Annotated in this window: 8 protein-coding genes; 5 read left to right on the forward strand and 3 right to left on the reverse strand. The window is 66.3% G+C overall.

Annotated features, from left to right (window positions below):
• Nucleotides 1-92: 92 nt before the first annotated feature.
• Nucleotides 93-1,157: a COG1361 family protein gene (locus SCH01S_RS16615; protein WP_157032981.1), complete on the reverse strand. Its 1,065-nt coding sequence runs from the start codon at nucleotides 1,155-1,157 to the stop codon at nucleotides 93-95.
• A gap of 319 nt (nucleotides 1,158-1,476) precedes the next feature.
• Between SCH01S_RS16615 and rpoB the strand changes: the two genes are divergently transcribed.
• From rpoB to SCH01S_RS13875, 3 genes are all read left to right on the forward strand, one after another.
• Nucleotides 1,477-5,634 (forward strand): DNA-directed RNA polymerase subunit beta, encoded by a 4,158-nt coding sequence (gene rpoB / locus SCH01S_RS13865; protein ID WP_046349427.1) that lies wholly within the window; start codon nucleotides 1,477-1,479, stop codon nucleotides 5,632-5,634.
• A gap of 124 nt (nucleotides 5,635-5,758) precedes the next feature.
• Nucleotides 5,759-10,027: a DNA-directed RNA polymerase subunit beta' gene (gene rpoC, locus SCH01S_RS13870; RefSeq protein WP_046349428.1), complete on the forward strand. Its 4,269-nt coding sequence runs from the start codon at nucleotides 5,759-5,761 to the stop codon at nucleotides 10,025-10,027.
• Between the two features lie 116 nt (nucleotides 10,028-10,143).
• On the forward strand, nucleotides 10,144-10,599 hold the full coding sequence (locus tag SCH01S_RS13875; RefSeq protein WP_217995438.1) for a hypothetical protein: 456 nt from the start codon (nucleotides 10,144-10,146) through the stop codon (nucleotides 10,597-10,599).
• 22 nt (nucleotides 10,600-10,621) lie between these two features.
• Here SCH01S_RS13875 and SCH01S_RS13880 read toward each other — a convergent pair whose 3' ends face one another.
• Nucleotides 10,622-10,921 (reverse strand): hypothetical protein, encoded by a 300-nt coding sequence (locus SCH01S_RS13880; RefSeq protein ID WP_046349429.1) that lies wholly within the window; start codon nucleotides 10,919-10,921, stop codon nucleotides 10,622-10,624.
• A gap of 147 nt (nucleotides 10,922-11,068) precedes the next feature.
• On the opposite strand from SCH01S_RS13880, the gene SCH01S_RS13885 reads away from it, so the two are divergent.
• Complete coding sequence (locus SCH01S_RS13885) at nucleotides 11,069-11,332, forward strand: hypothetical protein (RefSeq protein WP_046349430.1); 264 nt, start codon at nucleotides 11,069-11,071, stop codon at nucleotides 11,330-11,332.
• A 14-nt stretch (nucleotides 11,333-11,346) separates the two neighbouring features.
• Here SCH01S_RS13885 and SCH01S_RS13890 read toward each other — a convergent pair whose 3' ends face one another.
• Nucleotides 11,347-12,282 (reverse strand): ribose-phosphate pyrophosphokinase, encoded by a 936-nt coding sequence (locus SCH01S_RS13890; RefSeq protein ID WP_046349431.1) that lies wholly within the window; start codon nucleotides 12,280-12,282, stop codon nucleotides 11,347-11,349.
• Between the two features lie 98 nt (nucleotides 12,283-12,380).
• Between SCH01S_RS13890 and SCH01S_RS13895 the strand changes: the two genes are divergently transcribed.
• The gene (locus SCH01S_RS13895; protein ID WP_046349432.1) at nucleotides 12,381-14,036 is read left to right on the forward strand and encodes an NAD+ synthase; all 1,656 of its coding nucleotides are present in this window, start codon (nucleotides 12,381-12,383) and stop codon (nucleotides 14,034-14,036) included.
• The last annotated feature ends 44 nt before the right edge of the window (nucleotides 14,037-14,080 follow it).

The following is a 14,080-nucleotide window of genomic DNA, read 5'->3' on the forward strand; positions in this document are numbered from 1 at the left end:
TGAGCTCGACATTCGGGCTCCGTTCCCCCTCACCCGGTCAGCGCGAGCGCTGACTCGACCTCTCCCCGTAGGGGAGAGGTGCTACTCCGCGCCTAAGCCCGTTCCAGCACGTCGTGCAGGCGGGCTTCGGCGTCGCCTTCCGCGACGTCGATCTCGAAGGTCGCGGCGATGCGGCCTTCGCCGCCCAGCGGCAACGGATAGCGGGCTTCGGCGACCAGGATCGGCGTGCCTGCCTCGTCCGGAAGGGCGACGCGCGTGTCCACGCTCCTGTCATCGCCCGGGGCAACGTCGACGGTCGCGATCTGCGCGCCCGAGCGCGCGTCGATCAACGCCTGTTCGCCTTCCGACGACTCGTTGCCGTTCAGCATCCAGGTCGAGATGCGCACGTCGTGGGCGGGGGCATCGCCCGAGTTACTGACGGTTACCTCGACCTCCAGCGAATCCTCGGCGCGGATCGGTCGCAGGCCGATGTCGATCCAGGGCCGTCCGGCCTCGGCTTCCGCGGTCGCGGGGATAGGAGCGACGGCGGCCGGCTGCTCAAAGACCGGCTCCTCGGCCAGCGTATCATAGCTGTCGTCATAGGCATGGGCTGCCGCGCGCCGCCGGCGCGACACGAACAGGGCGACCAGCGCCAGGATCGCGATCAGAGGGATCGCCAGCATCGCCCAGGCAGCGCCGCTGCTGACCTCTCCGGTCGCGGGCGGAGCGGCGGGGGCCGGGGCCGGAGCAGCGGGGGCGGCCGCTTCCGGCACGGTGGTCGCCGACGCGGTCGGCGACGGCTGGGGTGAAAGCGCTGCTGCGGGAACGGCCGCAGCCGTCGCGGGCGCCGTAACGCTGGCGCTCCGTGTGTTGCGCGGGGGCGTCGAACGCGAGCGCTGCTCAGGAGCAGTGGCTGTCCGGGTCGGCTCGGTCGCAGCTGTCTCGGGGGGCGGAGCAGGCGGCGGCGCGACTGTCTGCACCACCGGCGATTGCGGGGCGAAGCTGATCGTCGGCGATGCCGCCGGTGCCGGGGCCGGGGCAGGTGCCTCGGCGGGCGCCGGAACCGGCGTGATGGTGGGAGGGGTGACCGGCTGCGTGTCTTGCGCAGCGGCGGGGATCGCGGCACCAGCCAGCAACAGGCTGAAGGCGACCCGGTGAGCGGTGTGATTCTGTGTCATGGTCGCGCGGCAACGGCCATTTGGCTCGGCTGGTCGCAAGCGTTGCGACAAGACGTGCTTGGACGCGGCCCGGCAGTTTCGCCATTGGACAATTTCGCCTTTACTTTCGCCGCGCCCCTTTGACAGGTCTACTTCACGTCCCTATATCGCGCCCTTCACCACAGTTTTCGGGAAATGGCTCGCAATGGCGCGGCGTGCCGAACGAATGGAAGACTGGTGGTTGCCCAGGACGCTTGGAGCTGCGGTTCTCTTGTCGAGGACACGCGGCTTTTTGCGTCCTGATCGCGTCCCGATTCTAACGGCGAGGCACTAAACCCCCATGGCGACTCAGGCAGTTCCGGCTCCGGCTGGCCGCGCGTCCAAGCGCATCCGCAAGGTCTTCGGCAACATCCACGAAGTGGTGCAGATGCCGAACCTGATCGAGGTCCAGCGCGAAAGCTACGAACAGTTCCTCCGCTCCGATCCGTCGATCGGCTATGTCTCGGGCCTGGAAAAGACGCTGCGCAGCGTGTTCCCGATCCGCGACTTCGCCGGCACCGCGGAGCTCGACTTCGTCCATTACGAGCTAGAGCCGCCGAAATACGATACCGACGAATGCCGCCAGCGCGGCATCACCTATGCGGCGCCGATGCGCGTCACGCTGCGCCTGATCGTGTTCGAGGTCGATCCCGATACGGAAAGCCGCTCCGTGCTCGATATTAAGGAGCAGGACGTCTACATGGGCGACATGCCGCTCATGACCGAGAACGGCACCTTCATCATCAACGGCACCGAGCGCGTCATCGTCTCGCAGATGCACCGTTCGCCGGGTGTGCTGTTCGACCATGACCGCGGCAAGACCCATGCCTCGGGCAAGTATCTCTTCGCCGCGCGGGTGATCCCATATCGCGGCTCGTGGCTCGATTTCGAGTTCGATGCGAAGGACATCGTCAACGTCCGCATCGACCGCAAGCGCAAGCTGCCGGTCACCTCGCTGCTGTTCGCGCTGGGCCTGAACTCGGAGCAGATCCTCCACCAGTTTTACAACACCGTGACCTGGGAGCGCGGCGAAGGCGGCTGGAAAGTGCCGTTCGTCGTCGAGAATTGGCGCGGCCAGAAGCCGGCGTTCGACGTCGTCAACGGCGACACCGGCGAAGTCGTGTTCCCGGCCGGCCAGAAGGTCACGCCGCGCGCCGCCAACAAGGCCGGCAAGGACGGGCTCACCACGCTGCTGATCCCGACCGAGGAAATCTACGGCCGCTATTCGGCGCTCGACCTGATCAACGAATCGACCGGCGAGATCTATATCGAGGCGGGCGACGAGGTCTCGGCCGAGAATCTCGAGAAGCTGGACAAGGCCGGGCTCGACCGTGTCGAGCTGCTCGACATCGATCACGTCAACACCGGCCCCTGGATCCGCAATACGCTGAACGCCGACAAGGCCGAGGACCGCGACCAGGCGCTTTCCGATATCTACCGCGTCATGCGCCCCGGCGAACCGCCGACGCGCGAGACGGCGGAAGCGCTGTTCGGCGGCCTGTTCTTCGATCCGGAGCGCTACGACCTGTCGGCGGTCGGCCGCGTCAAGCTCAACATGCGCCTGGGCCTCGATGCCGAGGACACGATCACGACGCTCCGCACCGAGGACATCCTCGCGGTCGTCAAGGAGCTCGTGAACCTGAAGGACGGCAAGGGCGAGATCGACGATATCGACAATCTCGGCAACCGCCGCGTCCGTTCGGTCGGCGAGCTGCTGGAGAACCAGTATCGCGTCGGCCTGCTCCGTATGGAGCGCGCCGTGAAGGAGCGGATGAGCTCGGTCGACGTGTCGACCGTCATGCCGAATGACCTGATCAACGCGAAGCCCGCGGTCGCCGCGGTGCGCGAGTTCTTCGGCTCGTCGCAGCTCAGCCAGTTCATGGACCAGACCAACCCGCTCTCCGAAGTGACGCACAAGCGTCGCGTCTCGGCGCTCGGGCCGGGCGGCCTCACCCGCGAGCGCGCCGGCTTCGAGGTCCGCGACGTCCATCCGACCCACTATGGCCGCATCTGCCCGATCGAGACGCCGGAAGGCCCGAACATCGGCCTGATCAACTCGCTGGCCTCGTTCAGCCGCGTCAACAAATACGGCTTCATCGAGACGCCGTACCGCCGCGTGGTCGATCACAAGGTCACCGACGACGTCGTCTATCTGTCGGCGATGGAAGAAGCCAAGCACACGATCGCGCAGGCGAATGCCGAGCTCGACAGTGAAGGCCGCTTCGTCGAGGAGCTGGTCTCGTCGCGCCAGGCAGGCGAGTTCCTGATGGCGATTCCGGACACGATCACCCTGATGGACGTGTCGCCGAAGCAGCTGGTGTCGGTCGCGGCCTCGCTCATTCCGTTCCTGGAGAACGACGACGCCAACCGCGCGCTGATGGGCTCGAACATGCAGCGCCAGGCGGTGCCGCTGGTTCGCGCCGAAGCGCCGTTCGTCGGCACCGGCATGGAAGAGACCGTCGCGCGCGATTCGGGCGCGGCGATCGCGGCCAAGCGCGCCGGCATCGTCGACCAGGTCGACGCGACCCGCATCGTCGTCCGTGCGACCGGCGAGGTCGAGGCCGGCAAGTCGGGCGTCGACATCTACCGTCTGATGAAGTTCGAGCGTTCGAACCAGTCGACCTGCATCAACCAGCGTCCGCTGGTGAAGGTGGGCGATGTGGTCAACGCCGGCGACATCATCGCCGACGGCCCGTCGACCGAGTTCGGCGAGCTGGCGCTGGGCCGCAACGCGCTCGTCGCGTTCATGCCCTGGAACGGCTACAACTACGAGGATTCGATCCTGATCTCCGAGCGGATCGTGAAGGACGACGTGTTCACGTCGATCCATATCGACGAGTTCGAGGTCATGGCCCGCGACACCAAGCTCGGGCCCGAGGACATCACCCGCGACATCCCGAACGTCGGCGAGGAAGCGCTGCGCAACCTCGACGAGGCGGGCATCGTCTATATCGGCGCCGAGGTGGAGCCGGGCGACATCCTGGTCGGCAAGATCACGCCGAAGGGCGAAAGCCCGATGACGCCGGAGGAAAAGCTGCTCCGCGCGATCTTCGGCGAGAAGGCGTCGGACGTGCGCGACACGTCGCTGCGCCTGCCGCCCGGCGTTGCCGGCACGATCGTCGATGTGCGCGTCTTCAATCGCCACGGCATCGACAAGGACGAGCGCGCGATGGCGATCGAGCGCGAGGAGATCGAGCGCCTGAAGAAGGACTCGGACGACGAGCGCGCGATCCTCAACCGCGCCACCTGGAGCCGCCTGCGCGAAATGCTGGTCGGCCAGGTCGCGACCGCCGCGCCGAAGGGCGTCAAGAAAGGTGCGACCATCGACGCCGACCTGCTCGAAAGCGTCGAACGGCACGAATGGTGGAAGTTCGCCGTGGCCGATGACAAGGTCCAGTCGGACCTCGAAGCGGTCAAGGGTCAGTATGACGAGGCCGTCAAGCTGATCAACGAGAAGTTCGAGGATCGGCGCGAGAAGCTGGAGCGGGGCGACGAGCTGCCGCCGGGCGTCTTGAAGATGGTCAAGGTCTTCGTCGCGGTGAAGCGCAAGCTGCAGCCGGGCGACAAGATGGCCGGCCGTCACGGCAACAAGGGCGTGATCAGCCGCATCCTGCCGATCGAGGATATGCCGTTCCTCGAAGACGGCACGCATGTGGACATCGTGCTGAACCCGCTGGGCGTGCCGAGCCGCATGAACGTCGGCCAGATCTTCGAGACGCATCTGGGCTGGGCCGCGCGCGGCCTGGGCCGCCAGATCACCGAGGCGCTGGACGCGTGGCGCGAAGCCAATCCGGACAGCAAGGGCGGCAAGGCGCCGGAAGCGGTCCGCGACCGGCTGAAGACCGTCTATGGCGACGCCTATGCCGCCGAGATCGCGGGCCGTTCCGACGAGGATATCCTCGAGATGGCGCAGCTGCTGAAGAACGGCGTGCCGATGGCAACGCCGGTGTTCGACGGCGCCCGCGAGGCGGACGTGTCCAACATGCTGGAGCTGGCGGGTCTCGACTCGTCGGGGCAGTCGACGCTGTATGATGGTCGCACCGGCGATGCGTTCGACCGCAAGGTGACGGTGGGCTACATCTACATGCTGAAGCTCCACCATTTGGTCGACGACAAGATCCACGCGCGTTCGATCGGGCCGTACAGCCTGGTCACTCAGCAGCCGCTGGGCGGCAAGGCGCAGTTCGGCGGCCAGCGCTTCGGCGAGATGGAAGTGTGGGCGCTCCAGGCGTACGGCGCCGCCTACACGCTCCAGGAAATGCTGACGGTGAAGTCCGACGACGTGGTCGGCCGCACCAAGGTCTACGAGGCGATCGTCAAGGGCGACGACACCTTCGAGGCCGGCATTCCGGAGAGCTTCAACGTGCTCGTCAAGGAAATGCGCTCGCTGGGCCTGAACGTCGAACTCGCGTCGCACGGCGACGACGAGGACGGCGAGCTGGCCGAGGCTGCGGAGTAACCGACCTTCTCCCCTCCCGCTCGCGGGAGGGGCCGGGGGTGGGCCTGACCTGCCCCCGCGGAGCCGATAAAGATTTGCCCACCCCTAGCCCCTCCCGCAAGCGGGAGGGGGACCGGAGCAAAAAATGAACGAGATGACCCCCTTCGCCAATCCGATGACCAAGCCGGAGACGTTCGACCAGATCCAGATCGGGATCGCGTCGCCGGAGCGGATTCGTTCCTGGTCGTTCGGCGAGATCAAGAAGCCGGAGACGATCAACTACCGCACGTTCAAGCCGGAGCGTGACGGCCTGTTCTGCGCGCGCATCTTCGGTCCGATCAAGGATTACGAGTGCCTGTGCGGCAAGTACAAGCGCATGAAGTACAAGGGCATCGTCTGCGAAAAGTGCGGCGTCGAGGTCACCGTCTCGAAGGTCCGGCGCGAGCGGATGGGCCATATCGAGCTGGCCGCGCCGGTCGCGCACATCTGGTTCCTGAAGTCGCTGCCCAGCCGCATCGGCCTGCTGCTCGACATGCAGCTGAAGCAGCTGGAGCGCATCCTGTACTTCGAAGCCTATGTCGTGATCGAGCCGGGCCTGACCCCGCTCGAGCGCTACCAGCTGCTGACCGAAGATGAGCTGCTGTCGGCGCAGGACGAATATGGCGAGGACGCCTTCTCGGCCGGCATCGGCGCGGAAGCGGTCCGCATCATGCTCGAAAGCCTCGACCTCGAAGGCGAGCGCACCCAGCTGCTCGAAGAGCTGGCGGTCACCAAGTCCGAGCTGAAGCCCAAGAAGATCATCAAGCGGCTAAAGGTCGTCGAGAGCTTCATCGATTCCGGCAACCGCCCGGAATGGATGATCCTGAACGTCGTGCCGGTGATCCCGCCCGAGCTGCGCCCGCTGGTGCCGCTGGACGGCGGCCGCTTCGCGACGTCGGACCTGAACGACCTGTATCGCCGTGTGATCAACCGCAACAACCGCCTGAAGCGGCTGATGGAGCTGCGCGCGCCGGACATCATCGTCCGCAACGAAAAGCGCATGCTGCAGGAAGCGGTCGACGCGCTGTTCGACAATGGCCGCCGCGGCCGCACCATCACCGGCGCCAACAAGCGTCCGCTGAAGTCCTTGAGCGACATGCTGAAGGGCAAGCAGGGCCGCTTCCGGCAGAACCTGCTCGGCAAGCGCGTCGACTATTCGGGCCGCTCGGTCATCGTGACCGGTCCGGAGCTGAAGCTGCACCAGTGCGGCCTGCCGAAGAAGATGGCCTTGGAGCTGTTCAAGCCGTTCATCTACGCGCGCCTTGACGCCAAGGGTCTCTCGATGACCCTGAAGCAGGCCAAGAAGTGGGTCGAGAAGGAGCGCAAGGAAGTCTGGGACATCCTTGACGAGGTGATCCGCGAGCATCCGGTCCTGCTGAACCGCGCGCCGACGCTCCACCGCCTCGGCATCCAGGCGTTCGAGCCGGTGCTGATCGAGGGCAAGGCGATCCAGCTCCACCCGCTGGTCTGCTCGGCGTTCAACGCCGATTTCGACGGCGACCAGATGGCCGTGCACGTGCCGCTGAGCCTCGAGGCGCAGCTGGAAGCGCGCGTGCTGATGATGTCGACCAACAACATCCTGTCACCCGCGAACGGCAAGCCGATCATCGTGCCGTCGCAGGACATGGTGCTGGGTCTCTATTACCTGTCGATGGAACGCGACGGCGAACCGGGCGAAGGCATGATGATCTCGGACATGGCCGAGGTGCACCAGGCGCTCGACAGCGGGGCGGTCACGCTCCACTCGAAGATCGTCAGCCGCGTGCCGCAGACGGACGAGAACGGCGTCAGCTACATGAAGCGCGTCGAGACGACGCCGGGCCGCATGCTGCTCGGCGAGACGCTGCCGAAGAGCCACAAGGTGCCGTTCGAGACGGTCAACCGCCTGCTGACGAAGAAGGAGATCGGCGACGTCATCGACGTGGTCTATCGCCACACCGGCCAGAAGGAGACGGTGCTGTTCGCCGACGCGATCATGGCGCTGGGCTTCCGTCACGCGTTCAAGGCCGGCATCTCGTTCGGCAAGGACGACATGATCATTCCGGAATCGAAGGTCCGGATGGTCGACGAGACGCGCGACCAGGTGAAGGATTACGAGCAGCAGTACCAGGACGGCCTGATCACCCAGCAGGAAAAGTACAACAAGGTGATCGACGCCTGGAGCCGTTGCGGCGACCAGGTCGCGAACGCGATGATGGAGGAGATCAAGGCGACGCCGCGGCTCGACAACGGCCGTCTCGCCCCGATCAACTCGATCTACATGATGGCCCATTCCGGTGCCCGCGGTTCGCAGGCCCAGATGAAGCAGCTCGCCGGCATGCGTGGCCTGATGGCCAAGCCGTCGGGCGAGATCATCGAGACGCCGATCATCTCGAACTTCAAGGAAGGCCTGACCGTCCTTGAATATTTCAACTCGACCCACGGCGCCCGCAAGGGCCTGGCCGACACGGCGCTGAAGACGGCGAACTCGGGCTACCTGACCCGCCGCCTTGTCGACGTGAGCCAAGATTGCGTCGTCGTCGAGGAGGATTGCGGCACCGAACGGGCGTTGGAGATGAAGGCGATCGTCCAGGGCGGCGCCACCATCGCATCGCTCGGGGAGCGCGTGCTCGGCCGCACCACAGCCGAGGACATCGTCGATTCCAAGACCAACGAAGTGCTGGTTTCGGAAGGGACGCTGCTCGACGAAGCGATGGTCGCGCGGATCGAGGAAATCGGCATCCAGTCGGTGCGCATCCGCTCCCCGCTGATCTGCGAATCGAAGCAGGGCGTGTGCGCGGCCTGCTACGGGCGTGACCTCGCCCGCGGCACGCCGGTCAATATCGGCGAAGCGGTCGGCGTCATCGCGGCGCAGTCGATCGGTGAGCCGGGCACCCAGCTGACGATGCGGACGTTCCACATCGGCGGCGCGGCGCAGCTTAACGAGCAGTCGAACCTCGAAGCGGTCAGCGACGGCCGCATCGAATATCGCGACCTGCCGACGATCGTCGACAGCCGCGGCCGCACCATCGCGCTCGCCCGCAACGGCGAGCTCGCGATCCTCGACATGGAGGGCCGCGAGCGGGCCACGCACCGTATCCCGTACGGCGCCAACCTGCTGCTGGCGGACGGCCACATCGTCCAGAAGGGCGAGCGGATGGCGGAATGGGATCCGTTCACCATGCCGATCATCACCGAAAAGGCCGGCGTGGTGAAGTTCCAGGACCTGATCGAGGGCAAGACGCTCGTCGAGCAGACCGACGAAGCGACCGGCATCGCCCAGCGCGTGGTGACCGAATATCGCGCGACGTCGAAGTCGAAGGAGGATCTGCGTCCGCGGATCACCCTGCTCGACGAGAGCTCGGGCGAAGCGGGCCGCTACATGCTGGCGCCGGGCGCGACCCTATCGGTCGAGGATGGCCAGCAGGTGCAGGCGGGCGACGTGCTGGCCCGCGCCAGCCGCGAAGCCGCCAAGACCCGCGACATCACCGGCGGTCTGCCGCGCGTCGCCGAGCTGTTCGAGGCGCGCAAGCCCAAGGAAAACGCGATCATCGCGAAGGTCTCGGGCCGCGTCGTGTTCGGCAAGGACTATAAGGCGAAGCGCAAGATCGGCATCCAGCCGGATGACGGCGGCGAGGTCGTCGAATATCTGGTGCCGAAGTCGAAGGTGATCGACGTCCAGGAAGGCGACTACGTCAAGCGTGGCGACAACCTGATCGGCGGCTCGCCCGATCCGCACGACATTCTGGAAGTGCTCGGCATCGAGCCGCTTGCCGAATATCTCGTGTCGGAAATCCAGGAAGTCTATCGACTCCAGGGCGTGAAGATCAACGACAAGCACATCGAGACGATCGTTCGTCAGATGCTGCAGAAGGTCGAGATCACCGAGTCCGGCGACACCACCCTTTTGGTCGGCGAGCAGCTCGACCGCGAGGAGATGGACGAGGTCAACGCGAAGCTGACGGCGGGCCAGCGTCCGGCCGAAGGCAAGCCGGTCCTCCTTGGCATCACCAAGGCGAGCCTGCAGACCCGCAGCTTCATCTCGGCCGCGTCCTTCCAGGAAACGACCCGGGTGCTGACCGAGGCCGCGGTGCAGGGCAAGACCGACACGCTGATCGGCCTGAAGGAGAACGTGATCGTCGGCCGGCTGATCCCGGCGGGCACCGGCGCCGGCATGAACCGCCTGCGTGTCGCTGCCTCCAGCCGTGACGCGGCGCTCCGCGCGGCGCACCGCGACTGGCAGGCCTCTCTGGTCGCGCCCGACAGCGCCGCCGAAGAGCGTGCCGCCGAACTCCGCCGCCCGGTGGAGGACGATAGCGGCGACGATCCGCTGAGCGTCGCCGTGGTCAGCGGCGACGGCAGCGACGCGGCTGCCGGTGATTACCTCGAGCAGTAAGGCTCAGGGCAACTGAACGAGGGCTCCGGCGGCGACGCTGGGGCCCTTTGTTTTGGGAACTCTGCGGAAAGCCGACGCGTCTTTGCAGCGATAGCTCGACGCGAGAGGCACTGACCATGTCGAAGACCACCACCGACCATGACGAAATCCGCCGCTGGGCCGAAAGCAAGGGCGGCAAGCCCGCCGCCGTCGAGCGCACGCACGAAGACGGCGATGTCGGCATCATTCGGCTGATGTTCCCGGAGAACAGACAATCCGAGCACGGCTCACTGGTAGAGATCGGCTGGGACGAGTTCTTCAAGCAGTTCGATGAAGCGGAACTCGCGCTGATCTATGACGAGAACAGCATGTTCAGCAAGCTGATCGGCCGCGACACCGCGGAGAAGCGCGCGCACGGCGACAATGACGCGTCGCGACACGAAAATCGCGGTCGTTCCGACAGCGGCGGCCGCTCCGACACCAGCGGCTCCCGATCAGGCGACGGCGGCTCCGATCTCAAGTCCCGCGAATATGTGGGCGAGGATGGCAAGACGCATCACCACACGCATCCGTACATGAAGGAACACGGCTAGGCGCGTCCACGAGCGTCACGTCTCAGCTCAGCAACGTCAGCAGCGCGAAGCCGGCGGGGAGAGCGAGCGCCGTCCCGAGCGCCAGGTCGAACACGCGCGCCGGAAGGATGCGGCGATCGCGGGTGACGGTTAGCAGGTCGGCAAGGCTCATCGACAGGATCGATGCGCCGCAGAGCGCAGTGACGGCGAGTGTCGCGACGAAGGCGCCGCGCACGCGATCCGGGCTGACCACATGAACGGGCCAGAGCAGCAGCGCGAGCACGGCGGCGATCAGGCCGAGCCGGATCGCGCGCGCCAATGTCCAGATCTCGCTCAGCCGCATGGCCGCTCTCCTGCGCGGCCGGAGCCGTTGGCGCAAGCGCCTGATCCGGGCCCGGTTTATCGCACGGCAGCAAGCGTCCGCCGCATCGGCGGGACCCCGGCAGCGCGGCCCTTGTTCACAAGGCGCCAAACCGAAGGGAGGCCCGTAATGCGTACTGGATTCATCACATCGGCGCTGATCGCATCGAGCATGGTCGCCGCCGCGCCGAGCGTCGCGCTCGCACAGACGACATCGTCGGCGGCCAAGCTGTCGGTCGCACACGCGCGCGCAGGCGCCCCGAGTGGCGACAGCCAGCTGGCCGGCGGAAGCGGCGGCGTCATAGCGCTCGCGCTGGTGGCGGGCATCGTCGCGATCGGCGTGCTGGCGGCGGTCAACAGCGACGACAATGGCTCGTCGCCCGCCAGCCCCTAGGGTGTGCACACACCCTAGTCGAACAGGCTCGAGACCGAGCTTTCGTCGGCGATCCGCTTGATCGCCTCGGCGAGAAGCGGCGCGATGGTGAGGGTGCGGATGCGCTTTGCCTGAGCGATGCTCTCCGTCGGGGCGATCGAGTCGGTGATGACCAGCTCCGTCAGGGTCGACCCGTCGACCCGCGCGACCGCCCCGCCCGACAAGACGCCGTGGCTGACATAGGCGACCACGTCCTCCGCGCCCGCCTCGCGCAGCGCGGCGGCGGCGTTGCAGAGCGTGCCCGCCGAATCGACGATATCGTCGATCAGCACGCAGAAGCGGCCCTCGACGTCGCCGATGATGTTCATGACTTCGGATTCGCCCGGCCGTTCCCGGCGCTTGTCGACGATGGCCAGCGGGGCGTTGTTGAGCCGCTTGGCGAGCGCACGCGCGCGTACCACGCCGCCCACGTCCGGTGAGACGACCGTCAGGTTCTGCGCCGGGAAGCGGGCGAGGATGTCGGCCGACATTACCGGCGCGGCGTAGAGGTTGTCGGTCGGGATATCGAAAAAGCCCTGGATCTGGCCGGCATGCAGGTCGACCGAAAGCACCCGGTTCGCGCCGGCGACGGTGATCAGGTTGGCGACGAGCTTGGCGGAAATGGGCGTGCGCGGGCCCGGCTTGCGGTCCTGCCGGGCATAGCCGAAATAGGGGATCACAGCGGTGATCCGCTTCGCCGACGCGCGTTTCAGCGCATCGATGCAGATCAGCAGCTCCATCAGATTGTCGTTCGCCGGAAAGCCGGTCGGCTGGACGATGAACACGTCCTCGCCGCGGACATTTTCGTGAATCTCGACGAACACTTCCTCGTCGGCGAAGCGGCGGACGCTCGCTTCGGTCAGCGGGATTTCCAGATAGTCCGCGATCGCCTGGGCGAGCGGCAGATTGGCGTTTCCGGATAGAAGCTTCATGGGCGTCCCGCTGTCACGATTCTGTCGCGGTCCTTAGAGCGCGCGGGCGCCTACGGGAACCCTTCCTTGTCGAAACGAACGGTCCTAGATGCCGCCGCATGACCGACCGGCTCCGCATCGCCCTTGTCCAGATCAGCCAGCGCGTCGGCGATATCGCCGGCAACGCCGACACGATGCTTGCCTGGCGAAGCAAGGCCAAGGACGCGGACCTTGTCGTCTTTCCGGAGCTGCAGCTGATCGGCTACCCGCCCGAAGACCTGGTGCTGAAGCCGGCGCTGCACGGCCGCGCGGAACAGCAGCTGCAGCGGCTGGCCGAGGCGACGGCCGATGGCGGCCCGGCGATGATCGTCGGCACCGTTCGGGCGGAAGGCGACCGGCTCTTCAATACCCTCAACCTGCTCGACGGCGGCCGCATCGTCGCGACGACCCGGAAGCACGAGCTGCCCAATTACGGCACGTTCGACGAAAAGCGCTGGTTCACGCCGGGTCCATTGCCGCAGCCGATCGACTGGCGCGGGGTCAGGATCGGCCTGCCGATCTGCGAGGATATCTGGTTTCCGCCGGTCTGCGCGCATCTGAAGGCAGAAGGGGCGGATATCCTGATCTCGCCGCACGGCAGCCCCTATGAAATCGACAAGGACGATCTGCGGACCGGCGAAATCGCGGCGAAGCGGGTGGCCGAAACCGGCCTGCCGCTCGTCTTCCTGAACCGGGTCGGCGGGCAGGACGAGGTGGTGTTCGACGGCGCCTCGTTCGTGCTGAACGGCGACGGCACGCTCGCCCACCAGCTGCCGGACTGGGAAGAAAAGCTGGTGATGACCGAGTGGGAGCGCACGGCGGACGGCTGGCGCTGCACGCCCGGAGAGATTCACGCGCTCGATCCCTATCCCGCCGACGCCTATCACGCGATGGTCGTGGGCCTACGCGACTATGTGAACGCGAACCGCTTTCCGGGCGTGGTGCTCGGCCTTTCCGGCGGCATCGACAGTGCTCTGTCGGCAGCGGTCGCGGTCGATGCGCTCGGCGCCGACCGCGTCTGGTGCGTGATGCTGCCGTCGCGCTTCACCTCGCAGGAATCGCTCGACGATGCGGCCGAATGCGCGCGCATGCTGGGCGTTCGCCTCGACACGATCCCGATCGGTCCGGCCGTCGCGGCGTTCGACGAGATGCTGGCGCCCAGCTTCGCCGGCCGCGAACCCGACCTGGCGGAAGAAAATATCCAGGCGCGAATCCGCGGCGTGACGCTGATGGCGCTGTCGAACAAATTCGGCCCCATGCTGCTGACCACCGGCAACAAGAGCGAGATGTCGGTCGGCTATGCGACGCTCTATGGCGACATGGCGGGCGGCTATTCGGTGCTGAAGGACGTCTACAAGACGGCGGTTTTCGAGCTCAGCCGCTGGCGCAACGCGAACCGCCCGGCGCTGGGCCTGGGCGACGACGGGCCGGTGATGCCGGAGCGCGTCATCGACAAGCCGCCCTCGGCCGAACTCCGAGCCGACCAGAAGGATTCGGATTCGCTGCCTCCCTATGACGTGCTCGATCCCATCCTGCACGGTCTGGTCGAGGAGGAATTGTCGGTCGATGCGGTCGCGTCCCGCGGCTTCGACCGCGACACCGTCGCCCGGATCGAACGCCTGCTGTACGTCGCCGAATATAAGCGCCGCCAGGCGCCTCCCGGCGTCAAGCTCGGCAAGCGCAATTTCGGCCGCGACCGCCGCTATCCGATCACCAACGCGTTCCGGACCGCGTAGGTCGACAAAGAGAAGAATCTGGCCTATATTCTGGCCAGAAAGGA

Source organism: Sphingomonas changbaiensis NBRC 104936 (assembly GCF_000974765.1).
Classification (GTDB): Bacteria; Pseudomonadota; Alphaproteobacteria; order Sphingomonadales; family Sphingomonadaceae; genus Sphingomonas_B; species Sphingomonas_B changbaiensis.